18 protein-coding genes and 1 pseudogene are annotated in these 22,433 nt (G+C 47.0%); 16 read left to right on the top strand and 3 right to left on the bottom strand.

The genetic code is table 11. The annotated features are described in order from the left end of the window. Nucleotides 1–70 precede the first annotated feature (70 nt). Nucleotides 71–568, bottom strand: a complete 498-nt coding sequence (locus tag Q3C19_RS08335) for a DUF5700 domain-containing putative Zn-dependent protease (RefSeq protein WP_302728545.1) — start codon at nt 566–568, stop codon at nt 71–73. Nucleotides 569–1,646: 1,078 nt separating this feature from the next. On the opposite strand from Q3C19_RS08335, the gene Q3C19_RS08330 reads away from it, so the two are divergent. From Q3C19_RS08330 to Q3C19_RS08320, 3 genes and pseudogenes are all read left to right on the top strand, one after another. Further along, entirely contained in the window at nt 1,647–4,343 is a 2,697-nt protein-coding gene (locus Q3C19_RS08330) for a SusC/RagA family TonB-linked outer membrane protein (protein ID WP_302728543.1), read from the top strand. Between the two features lie 12 nt (nt 4,344–4,355). Continuing rightward, nucleotides 4,356–5,972 carry a RagB/SusD family nutrient uptake outer membrane protein gene (locus tag Q3C19_RS08325; RefSeq protein WP_302728541.1) on the top strand — a complete coding sequence of 539 codons (1,617 nt, stop codon included), beginning with the start codon at nt 4,356–4,358 and terminating at the stop codon, nt 5,970–5,972. 9 nt (nt 5,973–5,981) lie between these two features. After that, nucleotides 5,982–6,583, top strand: a pseudogene (locus tag Q3C19_RS08320) (Crp/Fnr family transcriptional regulator). A gap of 29 nt (nt 6,584–6,612) precedes the next feature. Here Q3C19_RS08320 and Q3C19_RS08315 read toward each other — a convergent pair. Together Q3C19_RS08315 and Q3C19_RS08310 are read right to left on the bottom strand one after the other, a co-directional pair. Then, nucleotides 6,613–7,725, bottom strand: coding sequence for a YhcG family protein (locus tag Q3C19_RS08315; protein WP_302728537.1), 1,113 nt, complete (start codon nt 7,723–7,725; stop codon nt 6,613–6,615). A gap of 80 nt (nt 7,726–7,805) precedes the next feature. Further along, the gene (locus Q3C19_RS08310) at nt 7,806–8,147 is read right to left on the bottom strand and encodes a hypothetical protein (protein ID WP_302728535.1); all 342 of its coding nucleotides are present in this window, start codon (nt 8,145–8,147) and stop codon (nt 7,806–7,808) included. A gap of 246 nt (nt 8,148–8,393) precedes the next feature. Here Q3C19_RS08310 and dxs point away from each other — a divergent pair, with 246 nt between their 5' ends. The 13 genes from dxs (at nt 8,394) to Q3C19_RS08245 (ending at nt 22,386) form a co-directional block, all read left to right on the top strand. Next, nucleotides 8,394–10,295 (top strand): 1-deoxy-D-xylulose-5-phosphate synthase, encoded by a 1,902-nt coding sequence (dxs, locus tag Q3C19_RS08305; protein WP_302728533.1) that lies wholly within the window; start codon nt 8,394–8,396, stop codon nt 10,293–10,295. Beyond that, the gene (gene trkA / locus Q3C19_RS08300; RefSeq protein WP_022164088.1) at nt 10,292–11,632 is read left to right on the top strand and encodes a Trk system potassium transporter TrkA; all 1,341 of its coding nucleotides are present in this window, start codon (nt 10,292–10,294) and stop codon (nt 11,630–11,632) included. The genes dxs and trkA overlap by 4 nt, the downstream gene beginning before the upstream one ends. After that, nucleotides 11,632–13,083: a TrkH family potassium uptake protein gene (locus Q3C19_RS08295; protein WP_302728529.1), complete on the top strand. Its 1,452-nt coding sequence runs from the start codon at nt 11,632–11,634 to the stop codon at nt 13,081–13,083. The genes trkA and Q3C19_RS08295 overlap by 1 nt, the downstream gene beginning before the upstream one ends. A gap of 115 nt (nt 13,084–13,198) precedes the next feature. Continuing rightward, nucleotides 13,199–13,567 (top strand): hypothetical protein, encoded by a 369-nt coding sequence (locus Q3C19_RS08290; protein WP_302728527.1) that lies wholly within the window; start codon nt 13,199–13,201, stop codon nt 13,565–13,567. 158 nt (nt 13,568–13,725) lie between these two features. Next, a complete protein-coding gene (locus tag Q3C19_RS08285) occupies nt 13,726–14,076 on the top strand; it encodes an NADH-quinone oxidoreductase subunit A (protein WP_022164091.1) in 351 nt (116 codons plus the stop codon). Further along, on the top strand, nt 14,067–14,669 hold the full coding sequence (locus tag Q3C19_RS08280) for an NADH-quinone oxidoreductase subunit B (protein ID WP_022164092.1): 603 nt from the start codon (nt 14,067–14,069) through the stop codon (nt 14,667–14,669). Before Q3C19_RS08285 ends, Q3C19_RS08280 begins: the two co-directional genes overlap by 10 nt. 25 nt (nt 14,670–14,694) lie before the next feature. Next, a complete protein-coding gene (locus tag Q3C19_RS08275) occupies nt 14,695–16,290 on the top strand; it encodes an NADH-quinone oxidoreductase subunit D (RefSeq protein WP_302728525.1) in 1,596 nt (531 codons plus the stop codon). An 86-nt stretch (nt 16,291–16,376) separates the two neighbouring features. Beyond that, nucleotides 16,377–17,453, top strand: a complete 1,077-nt coding sequence (nuoH, locus tag Q3C19_RS08270; protein WP_277122402.1) for an NADH-quinone oxidoreductase subunit NuoH — start codon at nt 16,377–16,379, stop codon at nt 17,451–17,453. A 19-nt stretch (nt 17,454–17,472) separates the two neighbouring features. After that, nucleotides 17,473–18,015 (top strand): 4Fe-4S binding protein, encoded by a 543-nt coding sequence (locus tag Q3C19_RS08265; protein ID WP_287642061.1) that lies wholly within the window; start codon nt 17,473–17,475, stop codon nt 18,013–18,015. A gap of 35 nt (nt 18,016–18,050) precedes the next feature. Next, nucleotides 18,051–18,563 (top strand): NADH-quinone oxidoreductase subunit J, encoded by a 513-nt coding sequence (locus Q3C19_RS08260; RefSeq protein WP_022164096.1) that lies wholly within the window; start codon nt 18,051–18,053, stop codon nt 18,561–18,563. A 37-nt stretch (nt 18,564–18,600) separates the two neighbouring features. Continuing rightward, nucleotides 18,601–18,909, top strand: coding sequence for an NADH-quinone oxidoreductase subunit NuoK (nuoK, locus tag Q3C19_RS08255; protein WP_022164097.1), 309 nt, complete (start codon nt 18,601–18,603; stop codon nt 18,907–18,909). Nucleotides 18,910–18,939: 30 nt separating this feature from the next. After that, nucleotides 18,940–20,826, top strand: a complete 1,887-nt coding sequence (nuoL, locus tag Q3C19_RS08250; RefSeq protein ID WP_302728521.1) for an NADH-quinone oxidoreductase subunit L — start codon at nt 18,940–18,942, stop codon at nt 20,824–20,826. 81 nt (nt 20,827–20,907) lie between these two features. Then, nucleotides 20,908–22,386: a NuoM family protein gene (locus Q3C19_RS08245; RefSeq protein ID WP_302728519.1), complete on the top strand. Its 1,479-nt coding sequence runs from the start codon at nt 20,908–20,910 to the stop codon at nt 22,384–22,386. Nucleotides 22,387–22,433: the final 47 nt, after the last annotated feature.

The following is a 22,433-nucleotide window of genomic DNA, read 5'->3' as shown; positions in this document are numbered from 1 at the left end:
ACATCATCGTCAGGTTTCCCCTTAAATTCTATCGCAATAATAATATCAAAACAGCTTTCATATACGACTCTTACTGATAGTATTGTTCCGTAGTCTTTTTCAAATAGTTCAAAAATTTCCTACTTAACAAGTTGCCATTATTTTTATTGGTAGTCAAAAGATACAACCTGTAAAATTCATACGGATTGTGGAATGATTTTAGCATTTCCTGCTTAAGTCCGGCAAGTATGATTTGGTTGGACATGTAAAATCCATGTGCGTGGCCGTTATATTTATAGATTTCAAGCAATTTATCAATACATGTATTCTTATCTATTTGTTTATCCGCATACTGCAACAGTATTGTCTGAAGAGTGGTAATATCCTGTTCAGCTTTACTATAAAGTGATACAAACTCTTCAGCAAGTTCTTTTGAACCGATTATACTCGAATAATATTCTCTATAACCCATATATTTATCGATTTGGTCAGCTATCCCCTCATTCGCTATCATATCAATCGCAAAGTTGATGTCATTTGCATAGTTGAACTCATGGTTTTCAAAGTGCCCTCTATATACTTCATTCATGGTATTTGCAACCAGTTATTACTCAATATTTTGTGAGTTATAAGTCAGAAATATGGGCATAACCTTTAGGGGTACATTCTAAAAGGTGAAGATTTAACCTTTTTATTATTTCTTAACACTCGAAGAGCGGTGGTAGAGGGTATTTTCCCTCTTTTCGGTACTTTATTGATGGTTCGATGTTCCCATCTTTCCACATTGCTTGGCTCGTTCGCACAAGCCACTACAAAGGTACTACAATTTCCAATAAAGGCAAGAGGACAGCAATTCAAATCTATTATTTTTGAGGGAGTGAAATCTGCCGCTTGCCAAATTTCTCTCTGTCGAAAATAATAGTCCTCTGAAAAGAATGAAAACAGCATTGATAAAATTGCCTTATTAAGGGGGGGGGGCTATGCTGTTTTATGCTATTATTTCGTCAGTCGTTTATCTCCGTTGCCGGATGCAGTTTTCAGCCAAGCCGATGAATAAGAAAAGGTTTTGGAGCTGTTTACTCTCCAACGGAGGACGAAACTGCTCCAAATGGTTTACCGCTTGAACTTTTCGTTTTCTAAAAGAGGTTTGGCAACCTTTGCATCCGACAAAAGGAGATAAATGACCAGATATATAACAGTAGTATTACATTAAGGTAAAGAACAACCATGGTATAGTATTATTGCAATTTAACTATTTAAAGTTTGTTTATAATCAAATCATTTAAAGATTTTTGTCCTTCTATGATTTTTTGTATTTGATAAATGTCGTAATTAAATAAAAAATATCACGCATAATGACTTTTTCTTTTTTCTAAATTTCTTCAAATGACAAATTATTGTTACCTTTGTAATGTAATGTAGTTAATGGTTGCGCTTATAAAGTCCTTGGAAAGGATTTATGTATAAAAGAGGTAGATGTTTACTCTGTTCTTGCCTGGATTATCAGCATCACTGATATGAAATAACAGAAAAAAATATATAATGGCTAAGAGGACGGACAGGCAGGGAAATAGTACAGATTCCCAATCCCCCTCTTTATAATACATTGCGTATAAGATTTATTAACTGTCTGGTCTGGGGAATCTACAGAGATTTAACGAATCAAGATGGGAAGAGTCGGTCTTTGTCTTGTCATAATGTTCTTCATCTGTAGTGCTCAAAAAATTGATGCACAAGTACAGAATATCAGAGAGAAACAAGATACCATTTCGGCGACTAAATCATTAGAGCATATCAGGCCCGAGAATATCAAGAAGGGACCATTGAATAATGCTTTGGATGTATTGAGTGGTCAGTCTGCCGGTGTGAACGTCACCACTAATGGGACTGACAGGCTCGCTATGCTGAATAGTATCCGTGTGCGTGGTACCACATCCATTATGGGTGGCAATGACCCGTTAGTAATTATTGACGGAGTGACATCTGACATCGCTACGCTATCTACCATATATCCCGCAGACATCGAGAGTTTCACTATTTTGAAGAATGCTACCGAAACGGCAATGTACGGTTCCCGTGGTGCTTCAGGTGTAATTGAGATTAAGACCAAGAAAGGAACGGGGCGAGGTTTCGAAATATCATATGATGGCAACTACGGATTCGAGTCAATGTATAAACATCTGCAAATGCTCAACGGCCCGGAGTATATAGCTACAGCAGAGGCACTTGGATTAGATTACAATAATGGTGGCTACAACACCAATTTTCACGATGTAATTACTCGTACGGGCTTGATACATCAGCATCACTTGGCTTTTAGCGGTGGTTCGGAAAACTCAAACTATCGAGCATCGTTCGGTTTTATGGATCATAATACAATTGTCAAAGTTAACGATTACCGAAATTTAGTGGTAAAACTTGATGCTACACAAAAGGCTTTCGATGGTCGCTTAGTTGGCGATTTTGGTGTATATGGCTACTCGTCAAAGATACACGACATTTTCGATACACGAATGCTGTTTTACTCGGCAGCTGCACAGAATCCTACATATCCAGCAGGAACTGATGTTAATGGCAACTGGGTGAAGAACTCGGCTGCATCACACATCAACCACCCCGGAGCACTCCTCTATGAGAAAAATGACTCCGAAGAACGGAATTTCAATACACATTTGGGGCTGAAATTTAATATCCTTGACAATTTGATATTGTCGGCTTTCGGCTCTTATTCATATTCATCTACGGGAAATGCTCAATTTTGTCCTACATGGGTGTGGGCGCAAGGCAATGTTTATCGTGGAGAGTTCAAGGGTGAAGACTACTTTACAAATGTGTCCCTCTCATATAACAATGCTTGGGGAGACTCACACCTTGATGCTGTTGTTGGCGCAGAATATCTTAAACAGGTAAGGACTGGTTTATGGGTGCAGGCAAAAGGAATAACAACAAATGATTTCTCCTATAATAACATCGGAGCAACATCATCGCGTCCTTTCGGTGGTACGAGCAGTAGCTATGAAGACCCGTCACTTGCTTCAATAATGGGTAGTGTCACATATAGTTACAAGGATAGATATTCTATTGCGGCAGCACTCCGTGGAGATGGCTCTTCAATGGTAAGCGATAACAATACTTTCGGATTCTTCCCATCAGTATCACTGGGTTGGGATGTAAAAAAAGAAGGCTTCCTCTCTGATACTGACTTTATAACAATATTGAAACTAAGAACCGGATATGGTCGGTCAGGAAATCTTGGAGGTATAACATCCTATACAACACTTAATACCGTAAAGGAGAATGGTATCGTATCCATCAACGGTGCACCTACCGTAACAATGGGAAGTATACGCAACACGAATCCGGACCTTAAGTGGGAGACTCGTTCAACATTTAATATCGGTTTTGACTTAGGTATATGGGATAATCGGTTGATGCTTACCTCGGAATTATATTACTCAAAGACAACGGATATGCTCTATGAGTATGATGTTCCCGTTCCGACCTTTGCGTTCGATAAACTGATGGCAAATATCGGCTCGATGTCTAACCAGGGTGTCGAACTAGGAATCTCGGTAGTTCCCATTCAACGAAAGGATATGGAGATGAATATCAACTTCAATATGTCCTACCAGAAGAATAAGTTACTTTCGCTTAGTGGAGAGTATAATGGTATGCATATGACAGCTTCAGATATTACTCCGATTGGCTCGCTTTATGGTGCAGGTCAGAACGGTGGAGACAATAATGTAGTATATCAGATTGTAGGTCAGCCATTGGGGGTATTCTATCTACCTCACTGCAAAGGGCTTAAAGAAAATGAACTTGGTGGCTACAGTTACGATATTGAAGATTTGAATGATGATGGCGAGATTGATTTTAGCGATGGCGGAGACAGGTATATAGCAGGTCAGGCAACCCCCAAGGTAACTATTGGATCAAACATCAGTTTCCGTTACAAGTCCTTTGATATTGCCATGCAGATAAATGGTGCTTTCGGTCATAAGATATTCAATGGCACGGGCTTGGCTTATACCAATATGTCTATATTCCCTGCCTACAATGTATTGAAGGGTGCTCCTGAAAAAAATATTATTGATCAGAATGTTTCAGACTATTGGTTGGAAAAAGGTGACTATGTAAATATTGAACATATTACCATAGGCTACAATATTCCAATGAAATCCAAGGCTGTGAAGTCATTGCGTCTTTCGGCAGGCATTAGCAACCTTGCAACAATCACAGGCTATAGCGGTCTTACTCCAATGATAAACAGTTATGTAGTAAGCAACACTTTGGGCATTGACGACAAACGCACCTATCCTTTATATCGTACCTATTCGTTAGGTCTTAGTATTCAATTATAACCGCTTACAGTTATGAAAAGATATATAAACATATTGATGGTTGCTTTGGCAACGATGATGACCTCTTGTCTTACTGAAGACCCTAGAGATCAACTTTATGAAGAAGACATTTACAACAATGCCAACAACATATATATTAATGCAGTGGCTGTGCTCTACAATTACATTGGTGGCAGTGCAGACAGTGAGGGTTTACAGGGGACCTGTCGTGGGATTTATGACTATAACACACTTACTACAGACGAAGCCATGATACCTATTCGTGGTGGCGACTGGTACGATGGAGGTTTGTGGGCGAATATGTATCAGCATAAGTGGAGTCCTAATGATTTACCACTCTACAATACTTGGAAATACCTCTACAAGGTTGTTGTGTTATCGAACAAATCTCTGCATATCATCGATAAGTATAGCCATAACCTATCTGAGGAGCAGAGAGTGGCCTACGAAGCTGAGGTGCGAGCTCTGAGAGCACTTTTCTACTACTACATTATGGATATGTATGGCAGAGTGCCCATCGTAACATCCTATGAACAACCGCAGGATGAAGTTGTGCAGAGCGAGCGTAGCGAGGTTTTCCGTTTTATCGTGAATGAGTTGCAGGAGGTTGCCGAGTTGTTGCCAAATGAGCGTAGTAATAAGATGGGTAACTACTATGGTCGTATAACAACACCTGTAGCTAATTTCCTTTTGGCTAAGTTGGCTCTTAATGCCGAGATATATTGTGATGATAATTGGACTGATGGCGTTCCACGGAACGGTAAAGAGATATTTTTCACCGTCGATGGTGAGAAACTCAACGCTTGGCAGACCTGTATCAAATATTGCAATAAACTTGCCGAGGTAGGTTATCGGTTGGAGGACGATTATAGCTATAATTTCTCTGTGCATAACGAGAACTCCAACGAAAACATATTCACCATTCCGTTGGATAAGAACCTCTATGCTGCGCAGTTCTGGTATCTCTTCCGATCACGACACTACAACCATGGCGGTGCGTTGGGTGGCTCATCGGAAAATGGTACCAGTGCCAATATCTCAACAGTCTTAGCCAACGGATACGGCACAGATGATGTAGATGCTCGCTTTGAAAAGAACTTCTATGCCGGCATCGTAGAGGTTGATGGAAAGCCTGTAATGATGGACAATGGACAGCAGTTGGAGTATTTCCCATTGGAGCTAAAGTTGAATCTTACGGGAAGCTCCTATGTCAAGACAGCTGGTGCTCGTATGGCAAAATATGAGATTGATAGGACCTCACATTCCGACGGTAGACAACCGGATAACGACATCGTGCTATTCCGCTATGCCGATGCTCTCCTGATGAAGTCCGAGGCAAAGGTACGTAATGGTGAGGATGGCTCGTTGGAGTTGAACGAAGTCCGAGGTCGTGTTGGTATGCCATATCGAGAAGCTACGCTTGAGAACATATTGAAAGAGCGTTTGTTGGAGTTAGTATGGGAAGGCTGGCGACGACAAGATATGGTGCGTTTTGGAGTTTATCACAAATCATACGATCAGCGAGTCCAACTGGCTGATGAGAAAAATGGGTATACCACAGTTTTTCCTATTCCACAAAAAAGTATAGACTTGAACCCAAAATTGAAACAAAATGTTGGATATAAATAACTTTAGCCTATGAGTATTCAATTTGACATTGCAAAACAGATTATAGCTGAAACATGCCCTAATCGCAAACTTAAGTTGGAGAATATTCGCCTTTTTGCAGATATTATTCAGCCTAAGAAATATCAAAAAGGTGATATAATTCTAAATGAAGGTGATATCTGTAATTGCCTATTTTATATAGAAAAGGGATTTATTAGACAGCACTACCTAAAGCATGATAAGGATGTGATAGAACATTTAGCATGTGAAAAAGATGTTGTCTGGTGTATTGACAGCTATTTTAACCGAGAGCCAACACATCTTATGATGGATGCTGTAGAAAACAGTGTTTTATGGGAAATTCCGCGTGATATAATGGAAGAACTTTCTGATGCTAATGGTGATATAGCTTATCTATATCGGAGTTTTTTGAAAATTCCTTAATGTTATCACAATTAAAGGCTGACATTTTACGTTTCGAATCAGCAAATGACAGATACGCTAGATTACAGCAACATTTTCCTGAAATAACTAGAAGAGCACCTTTGACAATGATTGCTTCATATCTTCAGATGACATTGGAAACATTAAGCAGAGTACGTGCATCAATAGCTAATGCTGAGAGCAAATAAAGCAAACTAACTATTAGGACTTAACTAAATTAATGAGATTCCAACTCTTTCTCAATTTCCTCAATCGTAGGCAAACTGCCACGGAAGTCTTTTGGCAAGGCTTGTCCTAACTCATAATCAGAGATTCCGATAGGCTTCTGAATATCACGTAAGGCATATTCAGCTTTGATACGGTCTTTACTCTTGCAAAGCAACAGTCCGATGGTTCGGTTGTCTCCCTCTCGGCAAAGAATATCATCTACGGCAGAGCAGTAGAAATTCAGTTTGCCGATATATTCAGGCATGAACTCCGTATCTTTCAATTCGATTACTAAGTAGCGGTGCAGAAAGGCGTTATACATCAATATGTCAATATAATAATCATCACCTGACACCTCTATATGATACTGCCGTCCCATGAAAGCGAAGCCTGCCCCCATTTCTACAAGGAATTTCTCCACATGCTTCACCAAACCGATTTCCACATCACGTTCATTGTATTGCTCTGTGAAAGTCAGCATATCAAATATATATGGGTCTTTGAGCATTGATTTCACATCATTTGCTTCCGGAACAGGCAGGGTTTCAGTGAAATTGTTAGCCAACGCTCCATGCTTGCCATAATCATCAAGTTTGATGGCTTCTTGCAAATAGCGTGTCGTCCAGTGATTGGTAATGCTCTGCACCATATACCAATAACGTGCACGAATATCCTTAACCTGCTTTATCAATACAAGATTGTGCGTCCAATCCAGATGCTTGATAGGGAGGGTGAAATTATATTCATCCAATTGCGAAATCAGTGATTTCGCAATTGGAGAAACACCCCCTTTTACCATCGTAAGCTCTTGGTTGTACTCGTTGAAGAACTGCACCATATATTGCATATTGCGTACAGTAAATCCTTTTATTTCGGAATAATCGTTCTTCAAATCCGCTGCCAGCCGTTGCAAAGTTTTCTTGCCCCAACCGTCTGCATCCTGGCTTTGTTGCAACCTGCCACCAATATCCCAATACATCCTAAGCATTTCTTCATTAGCAGCATAAATCGCCCGTTGTTGAGCTATCAGTACCCGTTGCTTGATTTTGCGAAGCAATGCCGCATAGCCGCGAAAATCATCTGCCAATTTATCAATTGTCTGTTTATCTGTATTTTTAGCCATAGTCACTTTGATATATTCACAAAGTTACGTTTTTTATTCGATTGTACATCAAATTCATATAATATTAAGATGATTATGTTTTAAAAGCCCAACAAATCCTTCAATATCTGATAGTTACCCTTACCTACTGCCACATTGTCCAACGAAGCCTGATAAATTTGCGTGATCGTTTCGAAATCATGTCCCATTCCTTCACTTATTACCGAAATCGGAATGTTCTTGCCTTTGGCCGTACTTGCCCATGAATGACGGACACAGCACATGCTTAGAAGAACGGATATATCGGCCAGTTTGGCTATCTCTTTCAAGTTCCGGTTTATTCTTCCTGTAATGCTTGTGCGTATCCTTAAAAGATATTTCAATACCGGCAAAAGACAAGGACTGGGGCTGTCTTCCGGATACTTGCCGACAAGCTCCTGCATACATTATTCCCATCTAACAAGCATAGTAAGCAAGGACATAGTAGAAAAATGCTTTTTCTGATTAAAAATGCAAAACACAGGAGTCACCAGAGAATAAGACCAATAGTCTTTTTCATCCCATCACAAATTCCGTTTAAAGCCCCATTTTTACTCACTTTTATACAATTCAGCACAGTTTTCCCCGAAAACATGCACCCATCCACTTTATTTTTGCTATTTTTGCATTTTGTAATTACCAGACGTAAGATGGAAAAAACAGAAATAACGACATATAGCTTGCTGAACTCGATTTCTACCCCCAACGATTTACGACGTCTGAGCGTAGACCAACTGCCGGAAGTCTGCAAAGAATTGCGGCAAGACATCATTAAAGAAGTATCCCGCAATCCGGGGCACTTCGCAGCCAGCCTCGGAACTGTGGAATTGACTGTCGCCCTGCACTACGTCTACAACACTCCCTACGACCGCATCGTCTGGGATGTGGGCCATCAGGCTTACGGCCACAAGATACTGACCGGACGGCGCGAAGCCTTTTCCACCAACCGTAAATTCAAAGGTATACGCCCTTTCCCCTCGCCCGAAGAAAGCGAATACGACACTTTCGCCTGCGGACATGCCTCGAACTCGATTTCCGCAGCCTTGGGAATGGCAGTGTCGGCATCGCTCAAAGGCGAACAGCAGCGACATGTAGTAGCCGTCATCGGCGACGGAAGCATGAGTGGCGGACTGGCCTTCGAAGGGCTGAACAATGCTTCATCCACCCCCAACAATCTGCTTATCATCCTGAACGACAACGATATGTCCATCGACCGCAGCGTGGGAGGCATGAAGCAATATCTGTTCAACCTGACTACTTCCAACCGCTATAACCAACTGCGGTTCAAGGCATCGCGCCTTCTGTTCAAGATGGGGATTCTGAACGAAGAACGCCGCAAGGCCCTCATCCGCTTCGGCAACAGCCTGAAGTCGATAGCCGCCCAGCAGCAAAACATCTTCGAAGGGATGAACATCCGTTACTTCGGCCCCATAAACGGGCACGATGTAAAGAATCTGGCACGTGTGCTGAAGGACATCAAAGACATGCAGGGACCCAAGATTCTGCACTTGCATACCGTCAAAGGCAAAGGATTTGAACCGGCCGAAAAGGCACCGGGAATCTGGCATGCCCCCGGCAAGTTCGATCCCGAAACAGGAGAACGCTTTACAGTAGATACACACAATATGCCTCCGCTCTATCAGGACGTCTTCGGCGAGACACTGGTCGAACTGGCCCAAAAGAATCCCCGTATTGTGGGAGTGACCCCCGCTATGCCTACAGGCTGCTCCATGATCAAGCTGATGCAGGCCATGCCGCAACGGGCATTCGACGTAGGCATAGCCGAAGGACACGCAGCCACCTTCTCCGGAGGAATGGCCAAAGAGGGATTGCAGCCATTCTGCAATATCTATTCGAGCTTCATGCAGCGTGCCTACGACAACGTGATACACGACATTGCCTTGCTGAAACTGCCGGTAGTGCTCTGCCTTGACCGTGCCGGACTGGTAGGTGAAGACGGCCCCACGCATCACGGCATATTCGACGTGGCCTATTTCCGCCCCATCCCCAACCTGACCCTGTCGTCGCCCATGAACGAGCACGAACTGCGTTGCCTGATGTATACGGCACAACTGCCGGACAAAGGGCCGTTCGTCATCCGCTATCCACGCGGACGCGGGGTACTGGTAGACTGGCGGTGTCCGCTGAAGGAAATCCCCGTAGGCAAAGGACGCAAGCTGAAAGACGGTACCGACATAGCCGTCATCAGCCTGGGACCGATAGGGAACATTGCCGCACAGGCCATCAGGCGTGCCGAAAAAGACAAAGGACTCTCCATCGCCCACTATGACCTGCGCTTCGTCAAACCGATAGACGAAGAAATGCTGCACGAAATAGGGCAGACATTCAAGCGAATCGTTACAGTGGAAGACGGAGTGATAAAAGGAGGAATGGGAAGTGCCGTGCTGGAGTTTATGGCCGACCACAACTATACGCCAAACGTCAGACGTATCGGAGTGCCCGACCAGTTTATAGAACATGGAAGCGTACAGGAACTATACCACCTGTGCGGAATGGATGAAGAAGGAATATATAGTCAATTAATAAAGTGAAAATAGTTATTGCCGGTGCCGGTGCAGTAGGCACACATTTAGCCAAATTGTTGTCGCGCGAAAAGCAGGACATCATTCTGCTGGACGACAACGAAGAGAAGTTGAGCACACTCAGCTCCAACTTCGATTTGATGACAGTCACAGCATCACCTACCTCCATCCGTGGACTGAAAGAAGTAGGTGCGGGTGCGGCCGACCTGTTCATAGCCGTTACCCCCGACGAAAGCCGCAACATGACAGCCTGTATGCTGGCCAACAATCTGGGTGCCAAAAAGACGGTAGCACGTATCGACAACTACGAATACCTGCTGCCCAAGCACAAAGAGTTTTTCCAGAAGCTGGGGGTAGACTCGCTGATTTATCCTGAGATGCTGGCTGCCAAAGAGATTGTCTCCTCTGTCCGTATGAGCTGGGTACGCCAATGGTGGGAGTTTTGCGGAGGTGCCCTGATACTGATAGGTACCAAAATGCGCGAAAAAGCCGAAATACTGGACATTCCGCTCTACCAGTTGGGCGGACCGGAACTTCCCTACCACGTGGTAGCCATCAAACGGGGAAGTGAAACGCTGATTCCACGGGGAGACGACAGCATCAAGCTGCATGACATTGTATACTTTACGACAACCCGAAAATACATACCCTACATCCGAAAGATAGCCGGAAAAGAAGACTATGCCGACGTGCGCAACGTCATGATTATGGGCGGAAGCCGGATTGCCGTGCGCACAGCCCAATACGTACCCGACTACATGCAGGTGAAAATCATCGACAACGACCTGGCACGATGCAACCGGCTGACAGAACTACTGGATGACAAGACCATGATTATCAACGGAGACGGACGCGACATGGACCTGCTCATCGAGGAAGGACTGAAGAACACCGAAGCTTTCGTCGCCCTGACCGGAAGTTCCGAAACCAACATTCTGGCCTGCCTCGCTGCCAAACGTATGGGAGTGAGCAAAACCGTGGCCGAAGTCGAAAACATCGACTACATCGGTATGGCCGAAAGCCTGGACATCGGGACTGTAATCAACAAAAAAATGATCGCCGCCAGCCATATTTACCAAATGATGCTCGATGCCGACGTAAGCAACGTGAAATGCCTGACACTGGCCAACGCCGATGTGGCTGAATTTACGGTAAAAGCTGACTCAAAAATCACCAAACATCCGGTAAAGGACCTGGGATTGCCCAAAGGAACCACAATCGGAGGACTGATCAGGCAAGGAGAAGGTGTCGTGGTGACCGGTAACACACTCATACAGCCGGGCGACCATGTAGTGGTATTCTGTTTAAGCATGATGATCAAAAAGATTGAGAAATACTTTAGTTAATGGTCAATTTTAAAACGATTACGCGAATTATCGGCATCCTCCTGCTACTGGAGACCGCCATGCTGCTGGCATGTTCCGGCATATCTTTATATTATCAGGACGAAGCATTGACCGATTTCTGGAAATCGGCCGGAATCGCAGCGGGTGTAGGTATCCTGCTGGTCCTTTTAGGTAAAGGAAGCGACGGTGTGCTGACACGCCGCGACGGCTATGTGCTGGTCAGCCTTGCCTGGATAGCGTTTTCTTTCTTCGGAATGCTGCCCTTCTACATCAGCGGCTACATTCCCGACATCACCAATGCCTTTTTCGAAACCATGTCGGGCTTTACCAGTACGGGAGCGACGATATTGGACAACATAGAGTCTCTACCGCACGGACTGCTCTTCTGGCGGAGTATGACCCAATGGATTGGAGGATTGGGAATTATCATGTTCACCATTGCCGTCCTCCCCATTTTCGGTGTCAGCGGTCTGCAGGTATTCGCCGCCGAAGCCAGCGGACCTACGCACGACAAAGTACACCCCCGCATCGGCATCACAGCCAAATGGATATGGTCGGTATACACCGGGATTACGGCAACACTCGTCGGACTGCTTATGCTGGGGGGGATGAGCTGGTTCGACAGCATCTGCCACGCTTTTGCCACTACGGGAACAGGCGGATTTTCAACCAAACAGGCAAGCATAGCCTATTATCATTCGCCCTATATAGAATACGTCATATCCACCTTTATGTTCATTTCCGGTATCAACTTTACACTGCTGCTACTTCTTGTCAACCGGAAATTCAAGAAAGCGTTTCATGATGTAGAGCTGAAATGGTATTTCTGGTCAGTAATACTGTTCACCGGAATAATAGCAGCCATCCTTTACTATACCAGCCCGATGGATGCGGAAGAAGCTTTCCGCAAATCGCTGTTCCAGGTCACCAGTCTTCATACGTCAACAGGTTTTGCTACTGACGACTATATGCTATGGCCATCGGTCACCTGGGGGTTGCTGACAATCGTCATGGTGATAGGAGCCTGCGCCGGCAGTACCACCGGCGGTCTGAAGTGCATCCGTCTGGTCATTCTGAGCAAAGTGTCGAAAAACGAATTCAAGCATATTCTCCATCCCAATGCAGTGCTTCCGGTACGCATCAACAAGCAGGTATTGTCCACCTCCATTGTTTCTACCGTATTGGCATTCAGTTTCCTCTATCTGGTCATTATCATTATCAGTATATTGCTTATGATGGCTATGGGAGTAGGATTCGAAGAATCAATAGGATGTGTCATCTCAAGTATCGGCAACATGGGCCCCGGCCTGGGAGATACCGGTCCCGCTTATTCGTGGAACGCACTGCCCGATGCAGCCAAATGGCTGCTCTCTCTTCTGATGTTGCTGGGACGTCTGGAATTGTTCACTGTTTTGCTGCTCTTCACTCCCGATTTCTGGAAAAAGAATTGATTAATGGCAAAAAAGTGCTAAAACGGCTGTTTTTTGTAATCTCCACCTAACAAAAAGCAGAATTATTTATTGTACCTTTGCACGTCCGAAAAAGAGAGATTGAGAGAATCGTTATATGAAACAGTGCATAAAATATTTAATGATCATCCTGCTGGCCGCATCGTTACACAGTGGTGTCCTCGAAGCGGCAAGCGAATTATGCACCAAAAATATCGATTATACCGAATCTGCTTTTCAAGCACAAACGACAGAAACGACCCATCTCATTCATCATCTTTACGATTATCTGCTATCTCTACCTTTTTGTGCTGACTATATCGGTCAGAATTCTGTTCCCGGCTGTAAATCAGTCACGCTCCCCATCAATCGGATACGACCGGAAACTACTCATAAAGCAACCTTCCATAAAGGATGGTCTGCCCCGAATGCCTTATCACACTCAGTGGATTATTACGTCTACGGGCTACGGAAAATTGTAATATAAAGTCTGCCGGTTTGTGTGCCGGAATACCTTAATAATAGCACATAAACCGTTTTCTTCGTAAATGTTCTACATACATTTTCTGCACAGAGAGAACAGAAATTTTGCGGGAAATAGAGTTTCCCCTTTATATACTTGATCGCAAAAAATCTCTTTATTTTATGAACTTTACTCTTTTAGTGACCGTCTTGTTGACGGCAATTATCTTCGTGGGTCTGGTCATTGCCATCTCGCATGCCATTTCTCCACGTTCGTACAACCCACAAAAGATGGAGCCTTACGAATGCGGTATTCCTACACGGGGACGTTCATGGATGCAATTCCGTGTTGGTTACTACCTGTTTGCCATCCTCTTCCTCATGTTCGAGGTAGAAACGGTATTCCTCTTTCCGTGGGCTATCAGTGTTCGCCAGTCTGGCGTTTCCGCGTTGCTTGGCGTAGCCTTTTTCTTATTCATTCTTGTGCTGGGACTTGCTTATGCCTGGCGGAAAGGAGCGTTGGAATGGAAATAAACAAGAAACCCCGGATTAAGTCGATTCCTTATGAGGAATTCACCGACAACGAGACTCTTGAAAAGCTGGTACAGGAACTGAATGCTGGTGGTACCAATGTCATTGTAGCCGCTCTGGACGACCTGATAGACTGGGGACGCAGCAATTCCCTTTGGCCATTGACGTTTGCAACCAGCTGCTGTGGTATTGAATTTATGGCCGTATGTGCCGCACGCTATGACATTGCGCGCTTCGGCTTCGAAGTAACGCGTAACAGTCCCCGTCAGGCCGATGTTATTCTGGTAAGCGGTACCATCACCCACAAAATGGCTCCCGTATTAAAGCGTCTTTACGACCAGATGCCCGATCCGAAGTATGTAGTAGCAGTAGGAGGATGTGCCGTCAGCGGCGGTCCGTTCCGCAAATCCTATCACGTAGTGCAGGGCGTAGACCAGATTCTGCCTGTCGACGTTTACGTTCCAGGTTGTCCTCCACGCCCCGAAGCATTCCTTTATGGCATGATGCAACTGCAACGTAAAGTGAAGATTGAAAAATTCTTTGGAGGTGTAAACCGCAAGGAGAAAGCTCCCAAAGACGAAACGGACCAAAAGTGACTTTCCCTAAAAAAGAGAACTGCAAATGGAAACAAAAACAATATACATAGCCCCACAACAGCTGAGTGACGAAATGCGCCGCCTGCGGGAGGATGAACAGATGGACTTCCTCGAAAGCCTGACAGGTATGGACTGGGGCGAACCTGCTGAAAATGATACCCCCGACCAACTGAGAGGCTTAGGAGTGGTATATCATCTGGAATCGACCGTCAGCGGTAAACGGCTGGTGGTAACGACCTCGACACTGGACCGCGAACATCCCCAGTTGCCTTCCGTAACTCCGATCTGGAAAGGCGCCGAACTGCCGGAACGCGAAGTCTATGACTTCTTCGGCATCGTGTTTATCGGACACCCGGATATGCGCCGTCTGTTTCTGCGTAACGACTGGGTAGGATATCCGTTGCGCAAGGACAACGACCCGGAAAAAGAAAATCCGCTGCGCATGAGCAACGAAGAAACACTCGACACTACCCGCGAAGTAGAAATTACTCCCGAAGGCGATTATCAAGAACGTGAAACAGTGCTGTTCGGCGACGATGAATACGTTGTCAACATCGGTCCCCAACACCCTGCCACACACGGTGTGCTCCGCTTCCGCGTATCACTGGAAGGTGAGAATATCCACAAAATCGATGTGAATTGCGGATATATCCACCGGGGCATCGAGAAAATGAACGAAAGCCTCACTTACCCGCAGACACTGGCACTGACCGACCGTCTGGACTATCTGGGAGCGATGCAGAACCGCCATGCCCTGTGCATGTGCATCGAAAAGGCCATGGGCGTAGAAGTCAGCCCCCGTGTACAGGTAATACGTACCATCATGGACGAGCTGCAACGCATCGACTCGCACATTCTGTTCTTCTCCTGCCTCTGTCAGGACCTCGGTGCCACGACCGCTTTCCTCTATGGATTCCGCGACCGTGAGAAGCTGCTCGACATTTTCGAAGAGACATGCGGAGGACGCCTCATCCTGAACTACAACACCATCGGCGGTGTTCAGGCCGACCTGCATCCCAACTTTGTGCATCGGGTAAAAGAATTCATCCCCTACATGCGCCGCAACCTGAAAGAATATCACGACATATTTACCGGAAACATCATCGCCCAACAGCGTCTGAAAGGCATCGGTGTGCTGAGCCGCGAAGATGCCATCTCGTTCGGAGCCACCGGCGGTACCGGACGTGCCAGTGGATGGGCTTGCGACGTGCGCAAGCGTATGCCGTATGCAGCCTACGACAAGGTAGAGTTCCGCGAAATAGTACGTACCGAGGGTGACTGTATGGCCCGTTATCTGGTGCGTATGGACGAAATCCTCGAAAGTCTGCACATCATCGAACAATTGATCGACAACATTCCGGAAGGTCCTTATCAGGAAAAGATGAAGCCTATCATCCGCGTTCCCGAAGGTTCTTACTACGCTGCTGTCGAAGGAAGCCGTGGCGAATTCGGAGTCTATCTGGAAAGCCGTGGCGACAAGACACCTTACCGCCTGCACTACCGTGCTACCGGACTGCCGCTTGTGGGAACCATCAACACCATCACCCGGGGAGCCAAGATTGCCGACCTCATCGCGATAGGCGGAACGCTGGACTATGTCGTACCTGACATCGACAGATAATCAATGGAAAATGGGAAATGGAGAATGGAAAATGATTTGCCTGTTGTCCATTCTCAATTATCAATCATCAATTATCAATTAAATAAATGTTTGACTTTAGTATTGCAACAAACTGGATACACCAAATGCTGACATCGGTCATGCCCGAAGGACTTGCCGTGTTCATCGAGTGTGTCGTCATAGGCGTATGTATCGTATTGATGTATGCCATTCTGGCCATCATACTTATCTATATGGAACGAAAGGTCTGCGGATTCTTCCAATGCCGTCTGGGACCGAACCGCGTGGGTCCCTACGGAACGCTGCAAGTGTTCTGCGACGTGTTCAAAATGCTCACCAAGGAAATATTCAACCCCAAGGGCGCCGACCAGTTCCTCTATAACCTGGCTCCGTTCATGGTGCTGATCGCTTCTTTCCTTACGTTTGCCTGCCTTCCTATTAATAAAGGTATGGAAGTGCTCGACTTCAACGTCGGCATCTTCTTCCTGCTTTCGGCAAGCAGCATCGGCGTAGTGGGAATCCTACTGGCCGGATGGAGCTCCAACAACAAGTTCTCGCTGATCGGTGCCATGCGAAGCGGTGCACAGATCATCAGTTACGAGCTCTCTGTCGGCCTCAGCATTCTTACCATGGTAGTGCTGACAGGCACCATGCAAATTTCGCAGATTGTAGAAGGACAGGCTGACGGATGGTTCATCTTTAAAGGCCACATCCCCGCTATCATTGCTTTCATCATTTACCTGATAGCCGGTAACGCCGAGTGTAACCGTGGCCCCTTCGACCTTCCAGAGGCAGAAAGCGAGCTTACCGCCGGATACCACACGGAATACAGTGGTATGCACTTCGGTTTCTACTACCTGGCCGAATACCTGAACCTGTTCATTGTAGCAGCCGTAGCAGCCACCGTATTCTTAGGAGGCTGGATGCCGCTCCACATACCGGGACTTGACGGTTTCAACATGGTCATGGACTATATTCCCGGCTTTGTCTGGTTCTTTGCAAAGGCTTTCTTTGTAGTATTCCTCATGATGTGGATGCGATGGACCTTCCCCCGTCTCCGTATCGACCAGATACTGACACTGGAATGGAAATACCTCGTACCGCTGTCGATGGTGAACCTGGTGCTGATGAGCCTGATTGTGGCCTTCGGACTGCACTTCTAATTTTTAATTTTTAATTCTTATAAGAGACATGGAAGAAAAGAACACATACTTCGGAGGCTTTTTCAAAGGTCTGGCCAGTCTGACCACTGGCTTAAAGACCACCATGAAAGAGTTCTTCACCCCGAAAATCACAGAGCAATATCCCGAAAACCGGAAAGAGCTCAAGATGTTCGACCGTTTCCGCGGCACGCTTGTAATGCCCCATAACGAACAGAACGAGCATCACTGTGTGGCCTGCGGACTCTGCCAGATGGCTTGCCCCAACGGCACCATCAAGGTGACATCGGAAACCATCACGACCGAAGACGGGAAGAAAAAGAAAATACTGGCCAAGTACGAATACAACCTGGGATCGTGCATGTTCTGCCAGCTTTGCGTCAATGCCTGCCCGCACGGTGCCATCACTTTCGACCAGAACTTCGAACATGCAGTCTTCGACCGCTCCAAGCTTTTCCTGACGCTCAATCATCCGGGCAGTCATGTAGCCGAAGCCAAGAAAGCTCCTGCGGCCGAGAAACCGGCATCCGACAAAGCGGCTGCCCCTAAAGAAAAGGCTGAATAATCAAATTAATCGTAACCACTCATTAAAGAAAATATATGGAAATAACTCTCGAAACAGTAGTATTCTACTTTTTAGCGGCTTTCATCACCGTATTCTCCTTGCTTACGGTGACTACAACCCGCATGGTACGCTCGGCCACGTACCTCCTGTTCGTCCTCTTCGGTACGGCAGGCATCTATTTTCTGCTGGGCTACACCTTCCTCGGTTCCGTTCAGATTATGGTCTACGCCGGAGGTATCGTCGTGCTCTATGTATTCTCCATCCTGCTGACCAGCGGCGAAGGCGACAAAGCAGCCAAACTGAAACGCAGCAAGTTCCTGGCTGGACTTGGAACGACTGTGGCAGGTGCCATCATCGTGTTGTTCATCACCCTGAAACATAAATTCCTTGCCACGACCGACGTCAATCCGGTAGAGATCAATATCAACACCATCGGGAACCACCTGCTGAGCGGTGACAAGTACGGTTATCTGCTGCCATTCGAAGCTGTCAGCATACTGCTGCTGGCGTGCATCGTCGGAGGTCTGCTGATAGCCCGCAAGCGATAGGAAACATCAATTACGAACACTGAAATCTGAACTAGTTATGATTCACATGGAATATTATCTGATAGTTTCGGCTATCATGTTTTTCGCCGGCATGTACGGGTTCTTCACCCGCCGCAACACACTGGCCATCCTGATTTCGATTGAGCTGATACTGAACGCCACCGATATCAACTTTGCCGTATTCAACCGTTTCCTGTTCCCCGGCGCACTGGAAGGCTATTTCTTCGCCCTGTTCTCCATCGCCATTTCGGCAGCCGAGACGGCAGTAGCCATCGCTATCATGATCAACATCTACCGTAACATACGGAGCATCCAGGTCAACAGAATAGACCAACTGAAATGGTAATAAACAGAAAAAACTAAAAAACAAACGATAATGGAACTTACGATTCTCATCCTACTCATTCCGTTCCTCTCCTTCCTCATCACAGGAATCGGAGGCAAATGGATGTCACACCGCACGGCCGGACTCATCGGAAGCATCGGGCTGGGACTGGTCACCATCCTTTCCTACGCCACCGCATGGAGCTACTTCACCGCTCCCCGTCTGGCCGACGGCACTTACGAGACACTGATGCCTTACAACTTCCGCTGGTTGCCCTTCACACAGAACCTGAGCATTGACATGGGCATCCTGCTCGATCCTATCTCGGTAATGATGCTTATCGTCATCAGCACCGTATCACTGATGGTACACATTTACTCCTTCGGCTACATGAAAGGCGAACGCGGATTCCAGCGCTACTACGCTTTCCTTTCGCTCTTCACCATGTCCATGCTGGGACTGGTCGTAGCTACCAACATCTTCCAGATGTATCTGTTTTGGGAGCTGGTGGGTGTGTCTTCCTACCTGCTGATCGGCTTCTACTACACCAAGCCTGCCGCCATCGCCGCTTCGAAGAAAGCATTCATCGTGACGCGTTTTGCCGACTTAGGCTTCCTGATCGGTATTCTGGTCTATGGCTACTACGCCGGAACCTATACGTTCACTCCCGATGAAATGACCCTGATGAAAGGCAGCGCCATGATTCCGCTGGCCTTGGGACTGATGTTCATCGGTGGTGCCGGCAAGAGTGCCATGTTCCCCCTGCACATCTGGCTGCCCGACGCCATGGAAGGCCCGACACCTGTCAGCGCCCTGATCCATGCGGCAACCATGGTGGTAGCCGGTGTCTATCTGGTAGCGCGCATGTTCCCGCTGTTCATCGGCTTTGCTCCCGACGTGCTTCACATCGTGGCCTACGTAGGTGCCTTCACCGCGTTCTATGCAGCCAGCGTGGCCTGCGTGCAGAGCGACATCAAGCGTGTGCTGGCATTCTCGACCATTTCGCAGATCGGCTTCATGATGGTTGCCTTAGGCGTATGTACGTCGAGCGACCCGCACGAAGGCGGACTGGGCTACATGGCCGGTATGTTCCACCTGTTCACCCACGCCATGTTCAAGGCCCTGCTCTTCCTCGGTGCCGGTAGCATCATCCATGCCGTACACAGCAACGAGATGTCGGCCATGGGCGGTCTGCGCAAGTACATGCCTATCACCCACTGGACCTTCCTCATCGCCTGTCTGGCCATCGCCGGTATTCCTCCCTTCTCGGGATTCTTCTCGAAGGATGAGATTCTGACTGCCTGCTTCCAGTTCAGCCCTGTCATGGGATGGATCATGACCATCATCGCAGCCATGACGGCTTTCTATATGTTCCGCCTCTACTGCGGCATCTTCTGGGGCAAGGAGAACAAGGAACTTCACGCCGAGCACACACCGCACGAAAGTCCGCTGACCATGACCTTCCCGCTGATGTTCCTGGCTGCCGTTACGGTTGTAGCCGGATTCATCCCCTTCGGTCACTTCGTTTCGTCCAACGGACATGCTTACGACATTCATTTAGATACGCAAGTCATGCTGACCAGCATCGTCATTGCCGTGATAGCCATCGCACTGGCTGTCAGCATCTATGCCCGCAGCAAGCAGCCGGTGGCCGATGCCCTGCAACGCCGTTTCCGCGGTTTGTGGACAGCAGCCTATCACCGCTTCTACATTGACGAAATCTATCAGTTCATCACCCATAAGATCATCTTCGGCTGCATCAGCCGCCCCATTGCCTGGTGGGACCGTCACGTTGTGGACGGCTTCTTCAACTTCCTGGCATGGAGTGCCGATGCTACGAGCGACGAAATCCGTGGCCTGCAAAGCGGACGCATTCAGCAATATGCACTTGTATTCCTGCTGGGCGCACTGGTATTGATACTGATGTTAATTATATAATGGAAAATGAAGAATGGAGAATGAACTTCCATTTTCAACTTTTCATTTTCAATATTCAATTTCAATTATACATTAAATAAAATGAATTTCTTATCCTTATTTGTTCTGATTCCATTGCTGATGCTTCTCGGCCTTTGGCTAAGCCGGAACATTGCACAAATACGCGCGGTGATGGTGACCGGAGCTTCGGCTCTGCTGATTACCGCCATAGGGCTGACAATAGCCTACCTCAATGCACGGCAGGCGGGCGCTACCGACGAAATGCTGTTCTGCGCCGACGTAGCCTGGTATCCCGCACTTCACATACACTATTCAGTAGGTGTTGACGGCATCTCCGTAGCCATGCTGATGCTGTCTTCCATCATTGTATTCACCGGAACCTTTGCATCGTGGCGCCTGCAGCCGCTCACCAAGGAGTACTTCCTGTGGTTCACGCTGCTTTCGTTGGGTGTGTTCGGTTTCTTCATCTCGACCGACCTGTTCACCATGTTCATGTTCTACGAAGTAGCGCTGATCCCGATGTACCTGCTTATCGGTGTGTGGGGCAGCGGCCGCAAGGAATACTCGGCCATGAAGCTGACGCTGATGCTGATGGGTGGTTCGGCCTTCCTGCTGATTGGCATCCTGGGCATCTTCTACGGTTCGGGCGCAACGACGATGAACCTGCTCGAGATTGCCCAGCTGCACAACATCCCCATCGAGCAGCAACGCATCTGGTTCCCGCTCACCTTCTTGGGATTCGGCGTACTGGGCGCCCTGTTCCCCTTCCACACATGGAGCCCCGACGGTCATGCTTCGGCGCCTACGGCTGTGTCTATGCTTCATGCCGGCGTACTGATGAAGTTAGGAGGTTACGGCTGTTTCCGCATCGCCATGTATCTGATGCCCGAGGCTGCCAACGAATTAGGATGGATCTTCCTCATTCTGACGGGTATTTCGGTTGTCTATGGAGCCTTCTCGGCTTGTGTTCAGACCGACTTGAAGTACATCAACGCCTACTCCAGTGTGAGCCACTGTGGCCTGGTGCTCTTCGCCATCCTGATGATGAACCAGACAGCCTGCACGGGTGCTGTGCTGCAGATGTTGAGCCACGGTCTGATGACGGCCCTCTTCTTCGCGCTGATCGGTATGATATACGGACGTACACACACCCGCGACATCCGCGAACTGAGAGGACTGATGAAAATCATGCCTTTCCTCTCGGTATGCTACGTCATTGCCGGTCTTGCCAACCTCGGTTTGCCGGGCCTGAGCGGATTCGTAGCCGAAATGACCATCTTCACCGGTTCGTTCCAGGAACCTGACACCTTCCACCGTGTATGGACGGTGATTGCCTGCTGCAGTATCGTCATCACGGCAGTCTACATCCTGCGACTGGTCGGAAAGATTCTGTACGGCACCTGCACGAACGAACATCACCTGGCCCTGACCGACGCTACGTGGGACGAACGTACGGCAGTGATCATCCTGATTGTCTGTGTAGCTGCACTGGGTATGGCTCCGTGGTGGATCAGCGGTATGATCAGCGAAAGTGTTTTGCCAATAGTCAGTGTGTTTTAATATGAAACCAAGCACGCTCCAACTTTTATTTTTTAACTTTTAACTTT

Origin of the sequence: Bacteroides sp. ET489, from assembly GCF_030518095.1 — a bacterium.
GTDB lineage: Bacteria > Bacteroidota > Bacteroidia > Bacteroidales > Bacteroidaceae > Bacteroides > Bacteroides ndongoniae.
The sequence above is the reverse complement of the archived record's forward strand: the minus strand, read 5'-3'. Positions and strand labels throughout refer to the sequence as shown.

Bases quoted from the DNA above. Each gene is read 5' to 3' on its own strand.
- Q3C19_RS08335 (WP_302728545.1), bottom strand. From the start codon at position 568: ATGAATGAAGTATATAGAGGGCACTTTGAAAACCATGAGTTCAACTAT.
- Q3C19_RS08330 (WP_302728543.1), top strand. From the start codon at position 1,647: ATGGGAAGAGTCGGTCTTTGTCTTGTCATAATGTTCTTCATCTGTAGT.
- Q3C19_RS08325 (WP_302728541.1), top strand. From the start codon at position 4,356: ATGAAAAGATATATAAACATATTGATGGTTGCTTTGGCAACGATGATG.
- Q3C19_RS08315 (WP_302728537.1), bottom strand. From the start codon at position 7,725: ATGGCTAAAAATACAGATAAACAGACAATTGATAAATTGGCAGATGAT.
- Q3C19_RS08310 (WP_302728535.1), bottom strand. From the start codon at position 8,147: ATGCAGGAGCTTGTCGGCAAGTATCCGGAAGACAGCCCCAGTCCTTGT.
- dxs (WP_302728533.1), top strand. From the start codon at position 8,394: ATGGAAAAAACAGAAATAACGACATATAGCTTGCTGAACTCGATTTCT.
- Q3C19_RS08295 (WP_302728529.1), top strand. From the start codon at position 11,632: ATGGTCAATTTTAAAACGATTACGCGAATTATCGGCATCCTCCTGCTA.
- Q3C19_RS08290 (WP_302728527.1), top strand. From the start codon at position 13,199: ATGAAACAGTGCATAAAATATTTAATGATCATCCTGCTGGCCGCATCG.
- Q3C19_RS08285 (WP_022164091.1), top strand. From the start codon at position 13,726: ATGAACTTTACTCTTTTAGTGACCGTCTTGTTGACGGCAATTATCTTC.
- Q3C19_RS08280 (WP_022164092.1), top strand. From the start codon at position 14,067: ATGGAAATAAACAAGAAACCCCGGATTAAGTCGATTCCTTATGAGGAA.
- Q3C19_RS08275 (WP_302728525.1), top strand. From the start codon at position 14,695: ATGGAAACAAAAACAATATACATAGCCCCACAACAGCTGAGTGACGAA.
- nuoH (WP_277122402.1), top strand. From the start codon at position 16,377: ATGTTTGACTTTAGTATTGCAACAAACTGGATACACCAAATGCTGACA.
- Q3C19_RS08260 (WP_022164096.1), top strand. From the start codon at position 18,051: ATGGAAATAACTCTCGAAACAGTAGTATTCTACTTTTTAGCGGCTTTC.
- nuoK (WP_022164097.1), top strand. From the start codon at position 18,601: ATGATTCACATGGAATATTATCTGATAGTTTCGGCTATCATGTTTTTC.
- nuoL (WP_302728521.1), top strand. From the start codon at position 18,940: ATGGAACTTACGATTCTCATCCTACTCATTCCGTTCCTCTCCTTCCTC.
- Q3C19_RS08245 (WP_302728519.1), top strand. From the start codon at position 20,908: ATGAATTTCTTATCCTTATTTGTTCTGATTCCATTGCTGATGCTTCTC.